The organism is Phaeobacter inhibens DSM 16374 (assembly GCF_000473105.1).
GTDB lineage: Bacteria > Pseudomonadota > Alphaproteobacteria > Rhodobacterales > Rhodobacteraceae > Phaeobacter > Phaeobacter inhibens.
Window position 1 is genome coordinate 332,810 of sequence record NZ_KI421498.1, and the last position, 21,552, is coordinate 354,361.

Annotated in this window: 19 protein-coding genes; 13 read left to right on the forward strand and 6 right to left on the reverse strand. The window is 58.6% G+C overall.

Annotated features, from left to right (window positions below; translation table 11 throughout):
• Positions 1 to 138 precede the first annotated feature (138 nt).
• Positions 139 to 1,557: a pyridoxal phosphate-dependent decarboxylase family protein gene (locus INHI_RS0105160; protein ID WP_027246958.1), complete on the forward strand. Its 1,419-nt coding sequence runs from the start codon at positions 139 to 141 to the stop codon at positions 1,555 to 1,557.
• Between the two features lie 102 nt (positions 1,558 to 1,659).
• Positions 1,660 to 2,268, forward strand: a complete 609-nt coding sequence (locus INHI_RS0105165; protein WP_014880444.1) for a peroxidase-related enzyme — start codon at positions 1,660 to 1,662, stop codon at positions 2,266 to 2,268.
• Positions 2,269 to 2,307: 39 nt separating this feature from the next.
• Here the strand turns inward: INHI_RS0105165 and INHI_RS0105170 are convergent, their stop codons facing one another.
• Positions 2,308 to 3,042, reverse strand: a complete 735-nt coding sequence (locus tag INHI_RS0105170) for a DUF2461 domain-containing protein (protein WP_027246959.1) — start codon at positions 3,040 to 3,042, stop codon at positions 2,308 to 2,310.
• A gap of 169 nt (positions 3,043 to 3,211) precedes the next feature.
• Between INHI_RS0105170 and INHI_RS0105175 the strand changes: the two genes are divergently transcribed.
• A complete protein-coding gene (locus tag INHI_RS0105175; RefSeq protein ID WP_014875134.1) occupies positions 3,212 to 4,606 on the forward strand; it encodes an MATE family efflux transporter in 1,395 nt (464 codons plus the stop codon).
• 266 nt (positions 4,607 to 4,872) lie between these two features.
• Here the strand turns inward: INHI_RS0105175 and INHI_RS0105180 are convergent, their stop codons facing one another.
• Positions 4,873 to 5,724, reverse strand: coding sequence for a helix-turn-helix domain-containing protein (locus INHI_RS0105180; protein WP_254656850.1), 852 nt, complete (start codon positions 5,722 to 5,724; stop codon positions 4,873 to 4,875).
• Between the two features lie 51 nt (positions 5,725 to 5,775).
• Here INHI_RS0105180 and INHI_RS0105185 point away from each other — a divergent pair, with 51 nt between their 5' ends.
• The 7 genes from INHI_RS0105185 (at position 5,776) to INHI_RS0105215 (ending at position 14,733) form a co-directional block, all read left to right on the forward strand.
• Positions 5,776 to 7,755, forward strand: coding sequence for a CocE/NonD family hydrolase (locus INHI_RS0105185; RefSeq protein ID WP_027246962.1), 1,980 nt, complete (start codon positions 5,776 to 5,778; stop codon positions 7,753 to 7,755).
• Positions 7,756 to 8,029: 274 nt separating this feature from the next.
• Positions 8,030 to 9,328: an ABC transporter substrate-binding protein gene (locus INHI_RS0105190; protein WP_254656851.1), complete on the forward strand. Its 1,299-nt coding sequence runs from the start codon at positions 8,030 to 8,032 to the stop codon at positions 9,326 to 9,328.
• A 17-nt stretch (positions 9,329 to 9,345) separates the two neighbouring features.
• The gene (locus tag INHI_RS0105195) at positions 9,346 to 10,284 is read left to right on the forward strand and encodes an ABC transporter permease (RefSeq protein ID WP_027246964.1); all 939 of its coding nucleotides are present in this window, start codon (positions 9,346 to 9,348) and stop codon (positions 10,282 to 10,284) included.
• A 13-nt stretch (positions 10,285 to 10,297) separates the two neighbouring features.
• Positions 10,298 to 11,179 (forward strand): ABC transporter permease, encoded by an 882-nt coding sequence (locus INHI_RS0105200; RefSeq protein WP_036766921.1) that lies wholly within the window; start codon positions 10,298 to 10,300, stop codon positions 11,177 to 11,179.
• Entirely contained in the window at positions 11,176 to 12,153 is a 978-nt protein-coding gene (locus tag INHI_RS0105205) for an ABC transporter ATP-binding protein (protein WP_027246966.1), read from the forward strand. The genes INHI_RS0105200 and INHI_RS0105205 overlap by 4 nt, the downstream gene beginning before the upstream one ends.
• Positions 12,150 to 13,079, forward strand: coding sequence for an oligopeptide/dipeptide ABC transporter ATP-binding protein (locus INHI_RS0105210; protein ID WP_027246967.1), 930 nt, complete (start codon positions 12,150 to 12,152; stop codon positions 13,077 to 13,079). Before INHI_RS0105205 ends, INHI_RS0105210 begins: the two co-directional genes overlap by 4 nt.
• A gap of 10 nt (positions 13,080 to 13,089) precedes the next feature.
• Positions 13,090 to 14,733: an amidohydrolase gene (locus INHI_RS0105215; protein WP_027246968.1), complete on the forward strand. Its 1,644-nt coding sequence runs from the start codon at positions 13,090 to 13,092 to the stop codon at positions 14,731 to 14,733.
• A 223-nt stretch (positions 14,734 to 14,956) separates the two neighbouring features.
• On the opposite strand, the gene INHI_RS0105220 is transcribed toward INHI_RS0105215, so the two are convergent.
• The 3 genes from INHI_RS0105220 to INHI_RS0105230 form a co-directional block, all read right to left on the reverse strand.
• Positions 14,957 to 16,177 carry an NADH:flavin oxidoreductase/NADH oxidase family protein gene (locus INHI_RS0105220; protein WP_027246969.1) on the reverse strand — a complete coding sequence of 407 codons (1,221 nt, stop codon included), beginning with the start codon at positions 16,175 to 16,177 and terminating at the stop codon, positions 14,957 to 14,959.
• A gap of 2 nt (positions 16,178 to 16,179) precedes the next feature.
• Entirely contained in the window at positions 16,180 to 16,479 is a 300-nt protein-coding gene (locus INHI_RS0105225) for an ArsR/SmtB family transcription factor (protein ID WP_027246970.1), read from the reverse strand.
• Between the two features lie 421 nt (positions 16,480 to 16,900).
• Positions 16,901 to 17,905: a LysR family transcriptional regulator gene (locus INHI_RS0105230; protein ID WP_027246971.1), complete on the reverse strand. Its 1,005-nt coding sequence runs from the start codon at positions 17,903 to 17,905 to the stop codon at positions 16,901 to 16,903.
• A 134-nt stretch (positions 17,906 to 18,039) separates the two neighbouring features.
• Here INHI_RS0105230 and INHI_RS0105235 point away from each other — a divergent pair, with 134 nt between their 5' ends.
• The 3 genes from INHI_RS0105235 to INHI_RS0105245 all read left to right on the forward strand — a co-directional run bounded on the left by INHI_RS0105235 (position 18,040) and on the right by INHI_RS0105245 (position 20,304).
• Positions 18,040 to 18,522: a luciferase domain-containing protein gene (locus INHI_RS0105235; RefSeq protein WP_027246972.1), complete on the forward strand. Its 483-nt coding sequence runs from the start codon at positions 18,040 to 18,042 to the stop codon at positions 18,520 to 18,522.
• 30 nt (positions 18,523 to 18,552) lie between these two features.
• The gene (locus INHI_RS0105240; protein ID WP_027246973.1) at positions 18,553 to 19,632 is read left to right on the forward strand and encodes an ABC transporter substrate-binding protein; all 1,080 of its coding nucleotides are present in this window, start codon (positions 18,553 to 18,555) and stop codon (positions 19,630 to 19,632) included.
• A gap of 69 nt (positions 19,633 to 19,701) precedes the next feature.
• Positions 19,702 to 20,304: a short chain dehydrogenase gene (locus INHI_RS0105245; RefSeq protein ID WP_027246974.1), complete on the forward strand. Its 603-nt coding sequence runs from the start codon at positions 19,702 to 19,704 to the stop codon at positions 20,302 to 20,304.
• 256 nt (positions 20,305 to 20,560) lie between these two features.
• Here INHI_RS0105245 and INHI_RS0105250 read toward each other — a convergent pair whose 3' ends face one another.
• Positions 20,561 to 21,427, reverse strand: coding sequence for a delta-class carbonic anhydrase (locus tag INHI_RS0105250; RefSeq protein ID WP_027246975.1), 867 nt, complete (start codon positions 21,425 to 21,427; stop codon positions 20,561 to 20,563).
• Positions 21,428 to 21,552: the final 125 nt, after the last annotated feature.

Consider the following 21,552-nt stretch of genomic DNA (forward strand, 5'->3'; position numbering starts at 1 on the left):
GCCCTGCCGCGGCAGGGCGCCGAGTGACCAGCCCTTCGATGATAAGTTCCCGTATTCAGCCTGCGGCGATATTCTCCGTGCGGTGCCGGGGCTTGCGGGCTACACCTCAGGCCTGAGGCAGGCAGGAGGAGAACGCAGGTGGCTGAGACAGGGATCAAAACGCAGGATTGGACGGCGTTTCGGGCGGAGGCGCAGCGGATGCTGGAGGCGGCGCTGGATCAGATGCAACAGGCGGCGGAACGCCCCTGGCAGCCCGTGCCCGACGACATTGACGCGCGTTATGCCATCAGGGCCGAGGCGCAGGGGCCGCAGCAGACAGTGGACCGGATCATCGCAGATGTGCTGCCCTATCACGGCGGCAATATTCATCCGCGGTTCTGGGGCTGGGTGCAGGGCTCGGGGCTGGCCACGGATCTGATCAGTTCTCTGGCGACGGCGGCGGTCAATGCCAATATGGGCGGGCGCGATCATGGCGCGAACTATATGGAGCGCGCTGTGGTGGACTGGACCCGCCGCAAAATGGGGATGCCGGAGGGGGCCAGCGGCATTCTGGTGACTGGCACCTCGCAGGCGACGGTGATTGCCTTTCAGGCGGCGCGGCTGCGGGTGCTGAAGGATCTTCGCAAAGAGGGGCAGGGGGATGTACGGCTGACGGCCTATGCCGGCGCGGGCGTGCACAATGCGACGCTGAAGGCGGTAGAGCTGCTGGGCATCGGCTCGGACAATCTGCGTAAGGTGCCTTTGGTTGATGGCCAGATGGACTGTGCAGCCCTGGCCCGGATGGTGGCAGAGGATAAGGCCGCAGGGGCGCTGCCGTTTTTGGTGGTGGGCACGGCGGGGTCGGTGGATCTGGGGCTGTTTGATGATCTGAACGCGCTGGCCGATGTCGCTGCTGAGCTGGACCTGTGGCTGCATGTGGATGGCGCCTTTGGCGCCTGGACGCGGATTGCGGCGGAGCCGTACCGATCGCTGTCGGATGGCATCGGGCGGGCCGACAGTATTGCGCTGGATTTCCACAAATGGATGTATGTCGGCTATGACTGCGGCATGGCGCTGCTGCGCAATGAGGACGAACATAGGGCGGCCTTTGCAGCGCGGCCATCGTATTTGGAAGGGGCCGAGCGCGGGCTGGCAGGCGGTGAGCCGTGGTACTGCGACTACGGCATTGACCTCAGCCGTGGCAATCGTGCGTTGAAGGTCTGGACCGCGCTGGAGACCTATGGCGAAGCGGCGTTTGCGCAAGCGATCACTGGCAATTGTGATTTGGCGGCAGCGATGGCCGCCGCAGTCGAGGCGCAGCCGCTGATGGCGCTTGGCGCGCCTGTGGTGTCCAATATCTGCGTGTTTACGGCGCGCAGCGATTTGCCGGTGGCGGCACAGTCGCAGGTGAACGCGGATATTGCCCAGACCCTGCAGGAAAGCGGCGAGGCGGTGTTCTCCACCACGCGGATGGACGGGCGGGTGATGCTGCGCGCGGCCATCACCAACCACCGCAGCCGCGCGGCGGATGTGGATGCTGCCATTGCCGCAGTCGCACGGGAGGCCGCGCGGGTCTAGGGTTCAGCCGCCTGAGACATCGGCGGGGGGGATCACTGGTTTTTTGCTTCCATCGCGCAGGGCAGCCGCTACTCTGCGCGCCAGACAATCAGGGAGAGCCTCATGGCCTGGATCAAGACCATTCCGTTTGACGCAGCAACGGGCAAGCTGAAGACGCTGTACGACCGGGTGACCGGACCGGGCGGCAATGTCGATAACATCATGATGATGCACAGCCTGCGCCCGCAGTCGATGGAAGGGCATATGGCGCTTTATAAGGCGGTTCTGCATCATAGCGGCAACAGCCTGCCGAAATGGTATCTGGAGGTGCTGGGCGTCTGGGTGTCGTCGCTGAATGACTGCGCCTACTGCGTTGAGCATCACTTTGCCGGGTTGCAGCGGCTGTTGCGGGACGCGCCACGTGGGGAGGCCATTCGCGCCGCGATTGAGGCGCGCAACCCGCAGCTGGCGCCGCTGGAGAGCGCAGAGCGGGCAGGCATGGTCTATGCGCGCAAACTGACCGAGGCGCCTGCAGCTGTGATTGAAGCGGATATCAACGCCCTGCGCGCGGCCGGACTGGATGACGGGCAGATTCTGGAGATCAATCAGGTCACTGCCTATTTCTCCTACGCCAATCGCACGGTGCTGGGACTGGGCTGCTCGACCAGAGGCGACGTGCTGGGGCTCAGCCCCAACAACAGCGAAAACCCGGAGGACTGGGGCCACAGCTGATTGCGTCTGGTCGGCGGGCATGCACCGCGTCAGACCGGGCTAGGCCGCAACAGGATCGGCAAGGATCGGCTGCAGCAGCGTAAACAGCGGCGCCAGCACAAGGGCGGCGCTGCAGACTGCTGCCACGGGATCGGGCGGCGGCGCAAGCGCGACATCACGCCAGAGCGTCAGTGACTTGCGCCGCAGCAGATCGGCATGGGGATGGCTCTGCCCATGCGGAGCGGGCACGCGTTTCAACTCCGGTGCCTTGGGGTGAAACCCCTTAAGCGCGAGGATATCCATCAGGGCCGCCAGCTCATCGGCAAAGCCACTGTCGCGCGGGTTGGGATGCCCGGCGACCTGCGCCAGCCCGGCGGTGGGATAGGCCCGCGTCAACGGCTGCCCCGCGACCGCATCGCGCCAGCGGCTGAGCGTGGCGCCTTTCAGCGCCATGATGCCCCCACCTATGCGTGCGCCATCGGGATCAATGCCGAAAAACACCCCGCACCCGGGATGCTGTGGCAGCTGCCAGAGCAGATGCAGATGGGTGTGATATGGGGTTTTGTCCTTGGAAAAGCGCAGATCGCGCTGGGGGCGGAAGACTTTGCCCTGAAGGCCGGGATGATGCGGGCGCAGATAGTCCGCGACCTCTTTCAAAAGCGCCTCAGCCGGGGTGCGCAACTCTGCGTCGTAGCGCGCCTTTTGGGACTGGAACCAGCCCCGTGTGTTGGTCTCTGCCAGCTCTGTGAGAAAGGCCCGTGCGTCGGGGATCAGCTGGGGTGTGATATCGGACATGCGAAGGCTCCTCGTGGTGGGCTGGCTTTAAGAGAAGCCTAACACAGGTGCTGCAGTGTGCGTGCAGTGGAAAACCTGCAATCCCGGACCGGCTGAGAGCGAGGGGGCGACAACAACCAGCGGTAAGATCAGGCTTGCCGTTATGCCGGTCGATGCCTAAGGCTGGGGTATGACACAGAGAATACCCCCGCCCGCCCCGAATACGCTCCTTGGCCACAGCCGCGCGATCGCGGTGTTGGGGCTGCCGTTGATCGGCGGCCATGTGGCGCAGTTTGCCATCGGCCTGACCGATACGGTGATGCTCGGGTGGTACGGGGTGGAGGCGCTGGCGGCGGTGACGCTTGGGTCGACCTATTTCTTCACGATCTTTCTGCTGGGCTCCGGCTTTGCCTTTGCGGTGATGCCGATGGTGGCCGCTGCCGCAGGCGCCGGTGAGGAACGCCAGATCCGCCGAAGCACCCGCATGGCGCTGTGGCTGTCGCTGGCCTATGGCCTGTTGGTGATGCCGCTGTTGTGGTGGTCGGAGCCGATCCTGCTGCTGCTGGGGCAGGAGGCGGAGGTGGCCCATGGCGCGGCGGAGTATCTGCGGATTGCGGGCTGGGCGCTGTTTCCGGCACTGCTCTATATGGTGCTGAAGAGCTATCTTGCGGCGCTGGAGCGGACGCAGATCGTGCTTTGGGTATCCGTTCTGGCGGCGATGCTGAACGCGCTGATCAATTACGCGCTGATCTTTGGCAATTGGGGGGCGCCGGAACTGGGGGTGACCGGGGCGGCGCTGGCCTCTCTGGCGACCAATGTTTTTGCCTGCATCTTTGTGCTGTTCTACGCGCTGAAGGCGCTGCCCGAGCATGAGCTGTTGAAGAATTTCCAGCGTCCCGACTGGGAGATGCTGAGCCGGGTGCTGCGTCTGGGGCTGCCGATTGGCCTGACCAACCTGAGCGAAACCAGCCTGTTTGCCGCCTCTGCGATGATGATGGGCTGGCTTGGCACCGTGGCGCTGGGCGCGCATGGCATTGCGCTGTCGCTGGGCGGGCTGGCGTTCATGATGCATCTCGGGCTGTCCAATGCGGCGACAATCCGGGCGGGCAATGCCTTTGGCCGCGGTGACCGGGACCACATGGCGCGCGGTGCGCGGGTGGTGATGGCGATGTCGCTGGGGCTGTCGGTGCTGGGGATGATCCTGTTTCTGGCGGTGCCTGAGGCGCTGATTTCGCTGTTCCTGTCGCCGGATGACCCGGACCGGGCCGAAATCGTGCTGATCGGCAGCGTGCTGCTGGCGGCAGCGGCGTTGTTTCAGCTGATGGACGGGATGCAGGTGATCGCGCTGGGGCTGCTGCGCGGGGTGCAGGACACCGGCGTGCCGATGGTGATTGCGGCGCTCAGCTATTGGGCGGTTGGGATCCCGGCCTCTTATCTCCTCGGCTTTACCTTCGAGATGGGAGGGCTTGGGGTCTGGCTGGGGCTGGTGCTGGGTCTGACGGCGGCGGGGGTGTTCCTGATGATCCGGTTCTGGCGCCGCTCAATCAAGCTGGTCGGCACATCGAAGACCGCCGCCGCGCGGTAGCGGTCAGAGGGGCGGGCTGGTGGGCTGTGGAGGTGCAAGTCCCCTTTGTGATGGCGCGGCTATTTCAAGCCGAGTTTCGCGAGAGACCTTCGGGCGCCGTATGTGCTGAATGTCGGGTGTGCGGACCAAGCAGACTTTCGCAACTTTGGCATCAACGACTGGTTTCGGTGGTTTGCGCCATTTGATTTTGTGGAAGAAACGTTACTCCATATGTCTGTTTGGAGGTGCCTTTGACAAGAACGCGTCGGTAGACGGCAATGTTGATTTCAGTTCTCCCCTTGCAGCCCTGACTTTTCCAACAAGAAATTACGGATGATCGGGTCGATCACCTTATGTTCGATCGGATAGACGCCGCACAGATTGAACACATCGCGCACGGAAGCGGACACGTCCGCGCGTTTCCATATGACGCGCCCTGAATAGGGCATCCGCCTGGGTCGCCAGGCCAGCCCAAGTGTCATGCCGCGCAGATAGGTGCGTTGCTGGCGGTGTGCCGGATAGAGAACTGTCTCCGAGATGGAGCCCTCTTGCTCGCTCTCGAACTCGACAACAAAGATGCGGCTGCCGTGAAACCCCGCTTTGCCATCATATCTGGCCCGCTGAAGGTTGACCTGTTCCGGTCCAACGCCACGTTCAATGGTGCGCACGCTGATTTGCCCGCCAAGGTCGTCCAGAAACGATGCGCCAATCATCACGCAGTCCGGCCAGGACGGGGACATAAAGTGGATGTTGTAGGCACCGACATATTGGCGTAGGCGGGCGAGATCACCTGGAAAGGCATTTGCAAAGGGGTCTTCGCGGGCGGTGGGTCGGTTGCGGTTCAATTGGCCCCGCCTTTGGGCAAAGGCCTCGCTATCTGACAAAAGGTCACTTTCCTGCAAATCGAAATACAGGCAGATTCGCCGCAGATTGTGGGCTGAGGGCAGACCCGCGCCACTGAGGTAACGGTTGAACTGCTGTTGGTTAATCCCGATTTCGCGGCAAATTTGGGCAATCGACACGCGTTCGGCGCAGACATGCCTTAGGTTTTTTGCGAAGTTTTGGTTCATATCGTCATTCCATAAGCAAGTTATAGCGTAAGTGCTAATAGTCGCTAATAAATGTGTATACTTGTGCAATTGTGCGATGCAATCGAATCCGCTCTCATCTTACGAGGAAGAGGGGGACAGATGCGCCACATAGAGATCATCGAAAACGAATGGATCATGCTGCCGGACGGTCGCCGATTGGCGGCCCGCATCTGGATACCCCGTGGTATCGGCCGGGTTCCTGCAATCCTCGAATACTTGCCTTACCGCAAGCGCGATGGCACGGCGGCGCGCGATGAAACCACCTACGGCGTTTTCGCCAAGTCGGGCTATGCCGGTATCCGCGTCGATATCGCAGGCACCGGCGAGTCTGACGGGGATTTTGACGACGAATATTCCGAGCAGGAGCTCAGTGACGGTGAGGCCGTTCTGGAATGGATCGCGTCGCGCGACTGGTGTGATGGCAATATCGGGATGATTGGAATCTCTTGGGGTGGTTTCAATGGATTGCAATTGGCCTATCGCCAGCCAGAGGCATTGAAAGCTGTGGTCAGTGTTGCCTCGACCACGGACCGTTACGCTGACGACATCCATTACATGGGCGGCTGTCTGCTCAGCGACAATGCGAATTGGGCAGCGCAGATGTTTGCCTGTCTGTCGCGCCCGCCTGATCCTGCCTTGCGATCTGACTGGCGCGCAGAGTGGATCAAGCGTATGGAAACGCTACCTTTTATGGCAGCGGATTGGTTGGGCCATCCGACGCGGGACGCATTCTGGAAACTAGGATCAGTCTGCGAGGGTTACGCGAAGATCAAGGTGCCCGTGCTGGCTGTGACCGGCTGGGCCGACGCCTATGTTAACGCCCCCTCCCAGCTTGCTGCGAACTTGAGCGGTCCGGCCAAGGCGCTTATGGGACCGTGGGAACATCGCTATGCGCATATCTCCAAACTCGGCGCGGCAGATTTTCATTCCGAAGTGTTGGGCTGGTTTGATCGTTGGCTGAAGGGCGAACAGAACGGTGCTGAAGACCTCCCAGACTACCGTGTTTTCATGCAGGAGCATTTCAATCCTACAGCCCAGAATAAACCCCGCGAGGGGCGCTGGATCGCCGAAGCAGAATGGCCTTCCCCCAATGTAACACAACACAGTTTTTATCTGGGCAATTCCCGTCTGGAACAGCAGCCGCAATCCGGCGAGTGCATCGTGTCCACCCCCGCGCATGTCGGTCAGGCCAGCGGAGTGTTCTGCGCGGGCATGCGGATCGACAACGAACTTCCCGGCAATCAAAGCAGCGATGATGCGCTGTCGGTCTGTTTTGATCTGCCGCTAGATACGCCGCTGGAATTGCTCGGGCGCGCTGTCTTCAACTTCGTGTTCACATCGGACACGCCGGTGGCGCAGATCATGGCGCGGCTCTGCGATGTGTCCCCCGATGGCGTGTCGCAACGCATCAGTTATCGCCCCTTGAACCTGACCCACCACACCAGCCATGATACACCCGAAGCGCTAGTTCCGGGGCAACGCTACTACGCCAGTATCGCACTGAATGAATGTGCCCATAGGCTTCAGTCTGGCCATACGTTGCGATTGGCATTGTCCAACAGCTATTGGCCGATTGTCTGGCCGTCCCCGACTGCGACAGCCCTGACGCTTGATCTGGCCGAGTGTTCACTGGACCTGCCGGTGCGCACCGTCTCCACAGAAATTGCGACTTCGGCACCCGCAGCACCGCAGGAATTTCCAACTCTCGGAGCTGACAATCTGCGCGAACCTGCGGCCACAGCCCGCACCGAAACCTTAGCGGACGGCATGATCGTGCAGGAAACCTTTGACGATTACGGGGCCACACGCGACCCGCACCATGGGCTGGAAGTCGGAAGCCACGTGACAACCCGTTATGCCATCCTTCCTGACGATCCAACCGCCGCGCAGTTTGACTCGGCTTGGGCGTTTACTTTTCAACGTGGTGACTGGCGCGTCGAAATTGAAACCGAAAATTCTATGACCTGCGATGCGACAAATTTCTATCTACATCGCAATCTGCGTGCTGTTGAAGGCACCGAAAAGACCGAAATCCTGACAAAAGAATGGTCGCAGACCATTCCGCGCGGACTCTTATGACTCATCAACTGGGAGAACAGATATGAGACTAGAATGGAAAAAAGCACCCGTCGGGCGACGCAGTTTTTTGAAGGGCGCAACAGCGCTCGGTGCGGCGTCGATGCTGCCAATGCGCGCCATGGCCCAAGACGACGGTGTCCTACGCATCCGTAACTATGGCGATCTTAGTACGATGGACCCTGCTCACAGCGTTGGCGTTGTCGATGAAACCATTCACGCATCCGTCTACAACAAGCTAATCCAATACACGCCGGGCACCGAATGGGGCTGGCAGATGGATGCCGCTGCAATGATCGAACAGGGTGACGCGACCCATATCAACTTTGCATTGCGTGACGACATCGGGTTTACCAGCGGCCATGGTGCGATGACGGCAGAAGATGTGAAGTTCTCGTTCGAGCGCATCATCGCAGATGCCACAGGCTCCCCCAACAAGCCCGACATGGGCCCACTAAGCCATGTTGAGGTCACGGGCGAGCGTGAAGGCACAATCGTATTGAACGACCCCTTTGCGCCGCTTTGGACAATCGCACTGCCTTACATCACGGGCAATATCGTTTCTAAGGCTGCAACAGAGGCGGCAGGAGGGCGTATCGGGATTGATCCGGTCGCTGAATCCGGCCCCTATTTGCGCACCAGTTGGGCGGCGAAGGAAAAGACGGTATTGACGCGGAACCCCGACTGGAAGGGCGAAGCCCCTGCATGGGATTCCATCGAGATTCTGCCAATTGATGACGAAAGCACCGCCGAAATTGCATTTGATTCAGGTGAAATTGATTTGACACGGGTATCTTTGGGATCGGTTGAACGTTACCGCGCTGACGTCCCTAATGGCGGTACTTTGGTGGAAAACCCGTCGCTGTTCTACGTCTGGTTGGGGATGAACCTTGATCATCCGAAACTTCAAAACCAGAAACTGCGTCAAGCCATTCAGCACGCCATCGATGTGCCTTCAATCCTGCAGGCGGCCTATTTTGGTGCGGTCGAACCGTCGACCGGGATCATTGCACCGGGCCTTGCTGGCAACCGTCCAGCCAGCCTTGTGCCAGCGGCAGCTGACTTTGCCAAAGCGGCCGAGCTTTTGGCTGAATCTGGTGAAACGAACGTGTCGCTGACACTGGATGTACTCAACAAGACCGAGTTCACCACGACAGCGCAGGTTATTCAGGCGACTCTGGCGCAGATCGGCATCACGCTGGAAATCAACCTGTTGGAATCTGGCGCATTTTGGTCCAGCGGAGACAACGAAGACCTGCAACTTGTGCTCAACCGCTTCTCAATGGCGCCTGATCCGTCGTATGCGACGGCTTGGTTCACCACTGAACAAGCGGGCATCTGGAACTGGGAGCGCTTCCGCAACGACGAGTTCGACCAGTTGCACGCCGCCGCATCAGCGGAAACCGATGTAGCCAAGCGCGACGAGATGTATCGCCGTGCGCAAGACCTGATGGAAGAAAGCGGTGCCTACCGTTTCATCACCCATGAGGCCACGCCGGTTGTACATTCCTCGCGCATCACGCCAGCTCTGCGGCCTGATGGCCTGCCACTGCTGCGTTATTTCGGCAAAGCATAAAGAAAAGGAGCGTCGCAATGTTACAATTCACCCTTAAACGATTTGCCCTTGCGGCGCTTATTCTGGTCGTGGCCGTCACGGTCATGTTCTTGATGATCCGCGCGGTGCCCGGTGATCCTGTTTCGATCATGCTGGGGCCGCGCGCGACGCCTGAGCTCAAAGCGCGTCTCATCGCGGAAATGGGTTTGGATCGTTCGATTCCAGAGCAACTCATGCTCTATTTCGGCGGGCTGTTGCGCGGGGATTTGGGTGTTGATGTCTTTTCGGGCCGCGAGGTCACAACCATCGTGTTTGAGCAGCTGCCCCACACGTTAAGACTTATCTTCTCGGCTATTCTTTGGTCTGCGGTGCTCGGAATTGGTCTGGGGTGTTATGCCGCCGCACATCCAAACACGTGGATTGACCGTGTCGCCGCGACACTTTCGGTCAGCTTTATAGCCGCACCTGCCTTTGTCGTGGCGTTGCTGTCGCTGCTGTTGTTTGCCGTTCATCTGCAATGGTTCCCCGCGATTGGCGTCGGGGACGGATTCTGGGACACGGCATGGCACCTGGTGCTGCCGTCGTTTGCCATCGGCCTTAGCTGGGTCGGTTATATCGCCCGTTTGGTTCGCGCATCCATGCTTGAGGTGATGGGTGAAAGCCATATTCGCACGGCGCGTGCATTCGGGCTAAGTGAACGCCGCATCATTGGCATCTATGCCCTGCGCATCGCAATCTTGCCGGTTGTCACTGTCATTGGTGTGGGCATGGGTTTCTTGCTCAGCTCTGCCGTCTTTACCGAGATCGTCTTTGCCCGCCCCGGCCTTGGCAAGCTGGTGATCGACAGCATCACCACCCGAAATTACCCCATCGTCATGGGGGCAGTGCTGGTCTCAACCGCACTTTTCGTCATCTCAACCGCGATTGCGGATTTGATCAACGCAATCCTTGACCCGCGCGCGCGGTCAAGCACCTAAGGGAGGGCTGAACATGGCAAACATCACCACAAATGCACCCGCAGAAAGCCGCTCGGAAATGTCGATCATCCTTGAAGGCGTGGTCCGCGATCCACTGGGCCTGCTTGGCTTGATCATTGTCGGGGCAATCGTTTTTTCAGCGATCTTTGCGGCCTGGATTGTGCCCTATGATCCGATTGCGATGAATGTTCCTGACAGGATGCAGGGGCCATCCTGGAACCATCTTCTGGGCACGGATCAGTTAGGGCGCGATACGTTTTCACGTGTGATCATGGGCGGACAAGTCGCCCTAAAGGTCGCGCTGCCTGCCATTTTTGGGGCCATGGCCATTGGCCTGACCCTTGGCATGATCGCGGGTTACGGACCCAAATGGCTCGATAACCTTCTGATGCTGCTGTTCGACACGATCCGGTCTTTCCCAACTGTGATGTTTGCTTTGGCCGTTGTCGCGTTGGTGGGTCCCAGCCTGCAAACCGTGGTTTTCGTGGTCATGGCGACATCGATCCCGACCTATGGGCGGGTGGCACGCACCCAAACACTGACGCTACGCAACAGTGAGTTCATTCTGGCCGAACGCGCTATGGGGGCCAGCGTTGCCCGCATCTTAGGCGTGCATATGCTGCCCAATATCATTGGCGTTCTGGCCGTACTGGCGGCGATGGACATCCCCACAGTGATCGCACTTGAGGCGGGGCTGAGCTTTCTAGGCCTTGGGGTCAAACCACCCACCCCGAGTTGGGGGGTGTTGTTGAAAGACGGTTACGCCCTGATCCGCCAGACCCCATGGCTGGTTGTCGCGGGTGGTTTGCCAATCATTTTGGCGACCCTTGGTTTTACCTTCCTTGGTGAAAGCCTTCGCGATGTTGTGGATCCAAAATTGAGGAAGAACCGATGAGCGAGACCTTGCTGGAAATAGATAATCTCAGCGTCGACTATGAAACCGCCCGCGGCGATCTGAAGGCGCTGCGCAATATCAGCTTTGATGTGAACAAGGGTGAAATCGTCGGCATCGTTGGCGAAAGCGGATGTGGCAAATCTACACTCATCTCTGCGATCCTACGTCTGATTGCGCCAAACACACGGTTTCGCAGTGGCGAGGTGCGCTTCAAGGGCGAGGATCTGCTGACCCGTAGCGAGAGCGAGATGCGTGGTTTGCGCGGCGGGGACATCTCGATTGTGTTCCAAGACCCGATGCAGACCCACAATCCGGTCATCGCCATCGGTAAGCAAATGACGGACATCCAACACCGTTCCAACGCGACGAAGGCGGAAAAGCTGGCTACGGCTGCTAAGATGCTGGGCGCTGTAGGTATCCCTGATCCAGAAATGAGGCTGGGCCAATACCCACACGAATTTTCCGGAGGCATGCGCCAACGGATCGCGATTGCGATGGCATTGATGTCCGAACCCGATTTGCTGATTGCGGATGAACCGACAACCGCGCTGGATGCCACGCTTGAGGTGCAGATCATCGAGCGGTTGAAAGACCTTCAACGCGACCTCGGGTGCGCGGTCCTGTTCATCTCGCATCACCTTGGGGTCATCGCGGAACTTTGTGACCGTGTGGTCGTTATGTACGCGGGCGCTGTTGTTGAAAGTGGCACCGTGCGCGAGATTTTTCACAATCCCAAGCATCCCTACACCCGCCGTCTGATTGAGTGTGACCCGGGCCATATCAAAGAACGGGCGCGCATTCTGCCAACGATCCCTGGCGAAGTGCCAGATCTGGCGAACCTGCCAGACGGGTGCATCTTTCGGGATCGCTGTGATCAAGCGATGGATCGCTGTGCGCAGGTGCCCCCACTGGCGCGCCTTAGCGAAGGGCACAACGCAGCCTGTTGGCTGAACCACGCGGAGGAAGTGGCATGAGCCCGATCCTAGAGGTCAAAGACCTGCAAACCAGTTATGGCACTGTGAACGTTTTGGCAGGGGTCAGCTTTACCGTTGAACAAGGCGAAACCTACGCCATGGTCGGCGAAAGCGGGTCCGGCAAAACAACGGTTATTCGTGCCATCGCGGGGCTGGCCCCTGCGCAGGCGGGATCGGTAAAATTTGATGGTCAGGAAATTCGCGGTGTCGGAGAGCGCGCCATGCGTCCGCTGCGCAAAGACATCGCGATGATGTTTCAAGACCCAACGGGATCGCTGTCACCACGCCTAACGATCCGCAATCTGATCACCGAGCCGTACAAAATCCAAGGCATGAAGGACCGCGACCTTGATGCCGAGGCCAAGCGGCTGTTGGAACTGGTGAACCTGCCCGCGCATTTCGCGGAGCGCTATCCCTATCAGCTATCAGGAGGGCAGGCGCGCCGCGTAGGCGTGGCGCGTGCATTAGCATTAGAACCCAAACTCATCCTTGCGGATGAACCCACGGCGGGTCTGGATGTGTCGGTGCAGGGCGAGCTGTTGAACCTGCTTAACGATCTGCGCGAGCGCCTTGGCCTGTCGATGGTGATCATCACGCACAACTTGAACGTTGTGCGCCATGTCGCGGACCGTATGGGCATTTTGTACCTTGGACGCTTGGTTGAAGAAGGCACCACTGAGGCGATTTTCCATGAACCGCGCCACCCCTACACCAACTGCCTGCTGAGCGCGAACCCAGAACCAGACCCAGATGCGCGCCTTGATCGTATTGCCCTGAAAGGTGAACCGCCTAGCCTGGTGAAACGTCCTACGGGATGTGAATTCAGGGACCGTTGCCCAATGGCGAGCGACATTTGCACCCAAGTGCCACACTGGGAGGTCACCGATGGCCACGGCGTGTGCTGCTTAACGCCACGACATCTATGAGAGCCAAACCATGAGCGCAGCGGTCCTTTATTTCAACGGCCCAATCCTGACGATGGACGCGCAGGACACTGTGGTAGAAGCCGTGTTGACCATCGGCGAAAACATCGCCGAGGTTGGCGCATTGTCCGACCTTCGCGCGCGGATGCCCGCGGGCACCACGCAGGTTGATCTGGCGGGCAAGGCCATGCTCCCCGCCTTCATCGACCCACATGGCCATTTCCCTGATCCCGGATTCATCAAACTGTTTCGCGTTGATCTGTCTGCGCCACCTCGCGGGAATTGCGCCGATATGGCCGCCGCGCTGAAGCGGCTTGGCGAGAAGGCCAAAACCACGCCAGCGGGTGATTGGGTCATGGGCGTGCTCTTTGACAACACCGCCATTTCTGAACGGCGCATGCCGACCCGCGCCGAACTGGACGGGGTGTCCACCGATCATCCGATCTGGGTGCTGCATGCCTCGGGTCACAACGGGGTGGCCAATTCCGCAGCACTTGCTCTGCAAGGTTTCACACCGGACACCCCTGACCCGCTCGGCGGGCGCTTTGGCCGCAATCCCGCGACGGGTGAACTGACTGGGTTGATCGACGGCATCTCGGCCATGGGGGAGATGGGGGATACCAATTTTCTGATTGATCATGACAGGTTCTGGCAAGGGTTCGCTGCGGCGCGCGACGACTACCTCGCCCACGGTGTGACCTATGGGCAAAACGCATGGGCGAGCGCGGAAACACTGTCGCAATTCAACAGCTTGCCCGCCGATCAGGACCCCGGTTTCGATCTGACGATCCTGCCCGTCGCAGATTTGGAACCAGAGCTGAGCCAAGGCTCAAATGCGATGCGTGATTTCGACAATCCGCATTTCACACTTGGCCCGCGCAAACTGTTCTCAGACGGGGCGTTCCAGTTGCAGACGGCTTATTTGCGTGGCGATTATGCCAAACCCATTAACCCACAGGCCCCGCGTGGCGTGCCTTATATGGCGTCGGATGAGCTGAACAAACAGGTCAGAAAATTGCACGATATGGGTTTCCAGATCCATTGTCACTGCAACGGCGATGCGGGTGCCGATCTGTTTCTGGACGCAGTGGACGCGGCGCAAAAGGCCACGCCGCGCGAGGATCACCGTCACACAATCATCCACGGCCAAGTGCTACACGACGACCAGTTCGAACGCATGGCGCGCCTTGGGGTCACGGTCAGTTTTTTCTCGGCGCATATCCATTTCTGGGGCGACCGCCACTATGACACCTTCCTTGGCCCTGACCGCGCCGCACGTATCTCGCCAGCCAGATCCGCGCAGCAACACGGAGTACGCTTTACCTTGCACAACGACGCCTCGGTCACACCGACACGCCCGATCCATTTGGCACATTGCGCTGTGAACAGGGTGACGTTTTCGGGGCGCGAACTTAACGGAGGCCAGAAAATCACCGTCCTTGCCGCCCTGCGTGCCCTGACGATCGAAGCCGCATGGCAGGTTTTTCTAGAAGACAGCCGTGGCTCAATCGAATCCGGCAAAATCGCCGACTTCGCGATCCTGAATCGGAACCCACTGGATCAAGGCCAAAACATCCTTGGTCTTAAGGTGATCAACACAATCCGTCGTGGCAAAACAGTATTCGAACAATCTGACGAACAGCAGGTGGCGCAATAACGGCAACTCAAGGCGGTTTTTGGTCATTCATACGCTGCGCAGCATCGGTCATTATGGGCTCAGCGCAGCCGTTCTCTGCGCCGGTCGCGAGTGGCCGGTTCGGGAAACAACGCCGTTCGCTGCGCGGCGCACGAACTGCTAAGATGCGGACTTTGCTACCTTTCACCGCAAATGATTCAACGGCCGCTTTGCCAGAAATCGAGAAACAACCGTCACTCCGTTGTCATTCGCGTCTAGCTGTGAGCAGCTGGTCGGTGGCCAACTTGATTTGGTTCAAGTAGCTTTCATGCCCGTCGACAACTGACATTTCTAAGTCCGGTGCCCCTGTCCGTCCTGCAAGTGCAATCTGGGCGCAGAACCAATTGAGAACCGCGCCGCGCGGCAATGTCTCAGCAGGTGGAAAATTCTGCTCAACTGCGGGGGCTTTCGCGATCTCACCTTCGAGCAATTTTCTGGCAAAAGCCGGATCAGCAATAAAGGGACGCCCCATCCCGATCAGGTCTGTCTTTCCGCCTTCAATCGCATCGTTCATGACGTTGGAGGAACGAAACCCGCCGGTGACCATCAGGGGAATGTTCAATGCAGCTTTGATCGCAGCGGCATAATCCAGAAAGTAGGCCTCGCGTATCTGAGTTGATCCGCTTTTCGACGCATGTTGATACGCTGTCGGCTCTTCGAAATTGCCGCCCGAGATTTCGATAAAATCCACGCCCTCTGCTTCCAACATGACGGCCACTTGAACTGAATCCGCGTGGTCGAACCCGCCTTTCTGGAAATCGGACGAGTTCAGTTTGACGGCAACGATGAAGCCCGGATCAACCGCTTTCCGAACGGCTCTGACCACCTCGATTGCTAGCCGAGCCCTGTTTTCCAAAGCACCACCCCAGCGGTCGGTACGGGTGTTTATCCGAGGCGACAGGGCAGAACTAAGCAGGTAACCATGTGCGGCATGAACCTCGACGCCATCAAACCCAGCCTCCTGTGCAAGCCTTGCAGACCGCACGAATTTTGCGATGATCTCTTCAAATTCGGCCTCGCTTGCTGGTGTCGGCTTGCCATAGCCGGGTAAATCTAGCTGGACGTCTGATATCGATGTCGGATGGGCATTGATTGCCTCAGGCGTTTGTCGTCCTGCGTGGGCAAGTTGAGCAAGGATTTTCGCACCACCACTCTTGCCTGCTGCGGCAAGTGCTGAAACGCGCTTCATGTCCGAACTGGGGTCCAATACAAAGTTGCCAGCATGTTCGAGATGCATCCGATCAACGGGTGTGTTCCCTGTGATCAAAAGCGCGGCACCCCCTTTGCTCCATTGCGCAAAGAGGTCAATCTGGGCCTGCGTGGGATTGTTGTATTCGTCCGCAAGCGCTTCCGACATTGCGGATTTCACGATGCGATTTTTGAGTGTGACACCGTTTGGCAGTGTCAGGTGTTGGCCGATGTTCATTGCTACAGTTCCTCCGCCAGTATTTTCAGTGCTGCTGCGATTGCGTCTTCGTCCCGTCTGTAAAACGTCCATTGCCCATGCCGTTCTGACGTAACAAGCCCAGCGTCTTTGAGCAGGCGCATGTAGGTCGAGATTGTCGATTGTGAGAGGTTTGCCCTCTCCTGAATGTAGCCAACGCAGACCCCGCTAAGATCAGCGTGTTCCGGCAGAGCTGGTGGAAAATTAGAGCGATCCTTGAGCCATGCCAATATCTGGCGGCGAACCGGGTTGTTGAGGGCCGATAGTGTTTTATCAATATCCATATATCGGTATATCGCGATATACTGTTTCAGAGTCAAGTGACCTGATTAAGGTTTTTGAAAAAGCAGCCGTTAGCCACGATGCAGCAACGCGGTAGGTGTTGGGCTCACTGCCGACTTGCGGCGATGCGGCGGCAGGCTTGCAGCGAAACTTCACCAGGACGCTTCTCCCACGCGATGCCAGGCAGCCCGAAGCGGACATGGTGCCCAAAATCTCTTCTGACAAAAGCGGACCTTTGCGAAGACACTCGGCAGATGGAAAGGGTGGGACGAGGCCGCCGGTCGCCGGAGTCGCGAACAAGGCTGCGCCCATTGTCCGCTATTGGTGCTACGCTGCCAAAGCTCGTCTTAGTTTACGGCATGATCGAGCCCAATTCGCCTGGTGTTGTAAAGCAGACGATTGCCGGCTCTGCAGATCGTGCACTTAGAAGAAACCCTTGAACTCATCACGAATTTTTGCGGTCGCGAATTCGAAGAATGCATGAACCCTGGCGCTTCGTCGAATATCGGGATGTGCCAGCATCCAGAGACTTGTGTTGTTTTTTTGGTCGGGCGCGTGCAGCCGCTGCAGTTCCGGGCAGCTTTGGCCAAGGTAGCAGGGCAATACAGCTATACCGAGCCCTGCCCGGGCAAGATCGAACATTCCCATACCCGCACTGGTCAGTGTTACTGGCGCATGCTCCGCCTTGTGGGCCGCTGTAATCCGGTTCATTGGTGATTGCCGCAAGCTATCGTCCAGCTGCAGCCAGCGGTGCTGCTCCGGCGGCAGGTCCCGCATAGCCTCCACGTAATCCGTATGGGCATAGACCGCATAGGAAACCGGCAGCAGGTTGCGCCCTATCCAATGTTCGGGAGGGTTCATTGTTGGCCGCAACGCAATATCCGCGTCACGCTGCATCAGGTCTAGTGGCCGGGTTCCGGAGAGCAGGCGCAGTTCAACATCAGGGTATCTTTGCTGAAAACACCGGAACACTGGCGAAAACGTGTGCAGCAAAGAGTCTGTCGTCGTAACGGTAAGAATGCCCTCCAGGCGCAAATCCTGACCGCTCAGCTCGCGCTGAATAAGGGTCATGCGTTCCCGAAGCTTCAGCCCATGCTGAAGAAAATACTCACCCGCCGCAGTCATGACATAGCCGTGCGATTGGCGCTCGAACAGGGTGACGCCCAGCTTGCTTTCCACGTTTTCGATGCGCCGGAAAACGGTGGAGTGGTTCACTCCTAACCTGCGGGCCGCGCCGGACAGGCTTCCGGTTTCGCAGACGGCCAGCACAAAGGGGATATCACTCCATTCAAAGTTTTGTGCGTTCATGCAAGATACCTTCACGATGATGCCTAATTCCCTTGCAGGTATTAACGCTCGAACTTCGCTCAGCAAGTTTTTCGCATAGGCAGAGGGCGGCCCGTTTTCTGGCGCAGCTCTGGTCAGCATTGAAAAACCCGGCCCGTGTGGGCGCGCCGAGATTTCTGTCTGTGCGTATGTGCAAGGCTGATTTGCTTAGATTGCCAATTCCTGTGCACACCAGCGCAATCTATCTTCTGACCACACCGAATTGGAGAAACGCCATGAGCAAAACACTGAACCTCCCGAAGCGCGTTGGTCCGAAACCCGATACGACCCACGGGCTGCCGCATTCCCAAATCACTCAGCACGGGCCTGACCACATCGTTGACCAGATGCGCGAGTGGGCCTTTTCCCTGCCGTGTGTCGAAAACCGCGATAGCCTTGTTTCCGTTCCCGGAGCCCGCGCCATGGTCATGCACGACGGAGCCGCCTGCAATCATGACGCCTTCATGATCGGCCGCGAGTTCGCTCACATCCACCCGCATCCGGACAATGGCAGCATGCATGTGCAACTGCCCCACAATGATGCCTTGGAAGTTGTCGAAAAAGGCTGGGGTGAGCACCACACACTGGTCCTGGCAGGTCGCCGTCCAGTCGGGCTGGTGATGGTGTTTTCACCCCGTGATGAGGCTGAGCTAGACACCATTAAAACGATCCTCAGCCGCTCCTACGAAGCTGTGACCGCTCAGAAAATCGCGGCGTAGTCCCCCAACCGATACAGAAAGGGTAATCCAATGAAACACGCATTTATTGGTGCTGTTGCAGGAATTCTCTTTGCCAGTTCGGCACTCGCAACCGAAATCGAAACCAAATCGCTCGAAGAGCTTTATGCCGAAGCCGTTGCGGAAGGCGGTGAGCTGGTCATCCGCGCGGGCGGTGATAAGGACGATCAGGCCGACTACTACCTGGATATGTTCAAAGAGCGCTTTCCAGAAATCAATGTCACACACAGTGTTGACCTGAGCTTTTATCATGCATCGCGTTACGACAACGCCCGCAAGGATGCAGACAAGTCTGACGTGCCGGACGTTATCCAGCTGCAAACGCTGCATGACTACGAATATTATGCCGAGCGCGGGTTGCTGGAAAGATACAAACCCAGGAACTGGGAGAAGGTTTACCCGGACTACAAAGACCCGCACGGAAACTGGGTTGGCCTGTTCGGCGTGGCCTTCACCAATGTGTTCAATTCGGGCCTGATCAATGAAGATGACGCTCCGCGCGATGCCTTGGATTATCTGGACCCGGCGCTGAAGTGCAAAGTCATTCTGACCTACCCGCACACCGATGACGCCGTTCTGTACCAGTTCTGGAACCTGAAAGAGCAATACGGCTGGGAGTATCTAGAACAGCTTGTTGCCACTGAACCGACCTGGGTGCGCGGCACGTCGATGCCCTATGTCGCGATTGACAATGGCTGGTACGGCGCGAGCTTCACGACCTCCTGGGCATTTGTGCCATTTGAAGGCAGCGATACACGGCTCGTATTGCCCGAAGAAGACTACTTCCTGACTTGGTTTCAGACCGCAGCTATCCCGACCGATGCAAAACACAAGGCGGCGGCCAAACTCTATCTGAACTGGATGCTGTCTGAGGAATTCCAAGGCAAGTGGCTGCAATTCCCGGTGCGCATGGATGTTGAATCGCCCGATGGCTACAAATCGCACCTGCACTACAACACCTCTCCTGCAGACTTCCACCGGTTCATGCCGAAACGCGATCAGGTCGAGCGTTTCCGCCTGCAGATCGAACAGCTCGTTGGTCCGGCTGAAGGTCCAGCCCCTCTCGAACTGGACTACAGCGTCAAACCATAACCCCGCTCACGGCTTCGCGTTGCGATTAGAACGCGGCAACGCGAAGCCTTTCAATATCGGAGAAAATCCATGAAAATCCTTATCGTAGGCGCAACCGGTCTCATCGGCGGCGCAGTCGCAAATGCCCTCTCGGCCAACCACGAAATCATCAGCGCCGGATACAGCGACGGTGATGTGAAGGTCGATCTCGGTTCCAAAGCCTCCATCGAAGCGATGTTCCAGGCCATCGGCACCGTTGACGCCGTGATCAGCACCGCCGGGCTTGCCGGATTTGCGCCCTTCAACGAGCTGGACGATGCGGCTTACGACCTTGCGCTTGGCAACAAGCTGATGGGCCAGGTCAACCTTGTCCGTGTCGGCCGGAACCACATCACTGAAGGCGGTTCCTTCACGCTCACTGCTGGTATTCTGTCCCGCGATCCGATGCCGGGTTCTGTGGTGATCAGCATCGCCAACGGCGCGCTGGAATCCTTTGCCAAGGCTGCCGCACTGGAATTGGACCGCGGCTTGCGCGTCAACACTGTCAGCCCGGTCTTTGTCAAAGAGACCATGGAAATGATGGGTATGGACTCAAGCTCTGGCCTGTCAGCTGCGGATACTGCCAAAGCCTATGTCGCTGCTATCGAAGGCGCTATGAGCGGTAAAACGTTGGATGCACCTGACTACGTGTAGTCATTGAAACCAAAATATCGGTTCCTTCCTGCCGTTGCGTTACCAAAACAGAATGGCAGGTAGGAACCGATTGCGACGTACTGCAGGCGCGAGAGCGCACCTAATAGCCAGTGACCGCAACGGGCTCAGAGCGAACACTGTGCTCTGAGCGATGCAGTCATTTCCCGGCGTCATATTCTGTTGCCGGCTGTTTCTTCTGCGTTCCCTTTGCCGGGCAGTTTTCCGCTCCCGCTTTGGGCGGCAGCGGAAGATGGGATCAGTTGCTGATCGGTGACAGCAGATCCGGGTTGGTCACCAGATTGCGGACGCCGTGGGCGTGGGTCTCGTCGAAATGGTTGTGCTCCAGCCAGGTGCCGACGCTGTGGATATTGACCCGGATCACCTTGGGCCGGACGCTCCAGGTGACCTGAAACGGCGACCCTTTGGTGTTGTAACCCGGCCCGGTGGTGGAGCCGGCATAGCGCACCGGGGTGCCGGTGTTGCTGGGGATGTTCTGCGCCTGATAGAGATTGTTACGGACCGTCAGGCGGGTCAGTTCCTCGAAATCGGCAGCGCCGGGATCATTGACCAGGACATAGACCTGCGCCTCAACCCGCAGCTGCGGGTTCTTGATCGCGTCACTCAGGCAGGCGCCAAGCGTGGGGCCGGGGGTCACCTGCGCGGTGGTGTGGACGTAATGCACCTCAATCGTGTCGCCCGGCTGCAGATCGCCGTGGCCGCCCTCCGTCCCGATGGGGCTGTCCAGCGGGGCCAGTTCTGCCGCTGACAGCGTGCCGTCGAATTGATAGCCGCTGCCGTAACCCTTGCCATCGCCATTGCCTGCATAGGTGGTGAATTCACCGCCGCGATGTTCGGCATTCTCATGAAAGTGAATATTGCAGAGGTTCATTTGCGATGCCGGTGGTGCCTCTGTGAAGAAGCGCAGGTTATGTCCCCCGGCGTCGTCGATATCGCGGGGCGATTGCGGGCCAAAACCTGCGCCAAAGGTGGACATGGCCAGTGCGGCGCGTTGCCTGTCCATCTCGCCATCTTTTGCTGTTTCCGATGTGTCGGCGGCGATTGCTGCACCATGGGAAAAGGTCAGGGCGGCAACGGCGGGAACGATCAAACGATATGATGGCATCATGAATCCTGTTTTGACTGAGGTCACTGGTAACGGTAGCGGCAGACGTGGACTGGCGCGAAACCAAACAGGGGCGAGGTGATCACGTCACAATCCGCATTGCCGCCTTTGTTTCTTAAGTTGAG

What these genes read in the sequence shown, in the direction of transcription:
- INHI_RS0105185 (WP_027246962.1), top strand. Translation starts at nt 5,776, where the DNA reads ATGCGCCACATAGAGATCATCGAAAACGAATGGATCATGCTGCCGGAC.
- INHI_RS0105200 (WP_036766921.1), top strand. Translation starts at nt 10,298, where the DNA reads ATGGCAAACATCACCACAAATGCACCCGCAGAAAGCCGCTCGGAAATG.
- INHI_RS0105235 (WP_027246972.1), top strand. Translation starts at nt 18,040, where the DNA reads ATGAGCAAAACACTGAACCTCCCGAAGCGCGTTGGTCCGAAACCCGAT.
- INHI_RS0105250 (WP_027246975.1), bottom strand. Translation starts at nt 21,427, where the DNA reads ATGCCATCATATCGTTTGATCGTTCCCGCCGTTGCCGCCCTGACCTTT.
- INHI_RS0105190 (WP_254656851.1), top strand. Translation starts at nt 8,030, where the DNA reads ATGGATGCCGCTGCAATGATCGAACAGGGTGACGCGACCCATATCAAC.
- INHI_RS0105225 (WP_027246970.1), bottom strand. Translation starts at nt 16,479, where the DNA reads ATGGATATTGATAAAACACTATCGGCCCTCAACAACCCGGTTCGCCGC.
- INHI_RS0105195 (WP_027246964.1), top strand. Translation starts at nt 9,346, where the DNA reads ATGTTACAATTCACCCTTAAACGATTTGCCCTTGCGGCGCTTATTCTG.
- INHI_RS0105240 (WP_027246973.1), top strand. Translation starts at nt 18,553, where the DNA reads ATGAAACACGCATTTATTGGTGCTGTTGCAGGAATTCTCTTTGCCAGT.
- INHI_RS0105210 (WP_027246967.1), top strand. Translation starts at nt 12,150, where the DNA reads ATGAGCCCGATCCTAGAGGTCAAAGACCTGCAAACCAGTTATGGCACT.
- INHI_RS0105215 (WP_027246968.1), top strand. Translation starts at nt 13,090, where the DNA reads ATGAGCGCAGCGGTCCTTTATTTCAACGGCCCAATCCTGACGATGGAC.
- INHI_RS0105245 (WP_027246974.1), top strand. Translation starts at nt 19,702, where the DNA reads ATGAAAATCCTTATCGTAGGCGCAACCGGTCTCATCGGCGGCGCAGTC.
- INHI_RS0105170 (WP_027246959.1), bottom strand. Translation starts at nt 3,042, where the DNA reads ATGTCCGATATCACACCCCAGCTGATCCCCGACGCACGGGCCTTTCTC.
- INHI_RS0105220 (WP_027246969.1), bottom strand. Translation starts at nt 16,177, where the DNA reads ATGAACATCGGCCAACACCTGACACTGCCAAACGGTGTCACACTCAAA.
- INHI_RS0105175 (WP_014875134.1), top strand. Translation starts at nt 3,212, where the DNA reads ATGACACAGAGAATACCCCCGCCCGCCCCGAATACGCTCCTTGGCCAC.
- INHI_RS0105205 (WP_027246966.1), top strand. Translation starts at nt 11,176, where the DNA reads ATGAGCGAGACCTTGCTGGAAATAGATAATCTCAGCGTCGACTATGAA.
- INHI_RS0105230 (WP_027246971.1), bottom strand. Translation starts at nt 17,905, where the DNA reads ATGCTGACCAGAGCTGCGCCAGAAAACGGGCCGCCCTCTGCCTATGCG.
- INHI_RS0105165 (WP_014880444.1), top strand. Translation starts at nt 1,660, where the DNA reads ATGGCCTGGATCAAGACCATTCCGTTTGACGCAGCAACGGGCAAGCTG.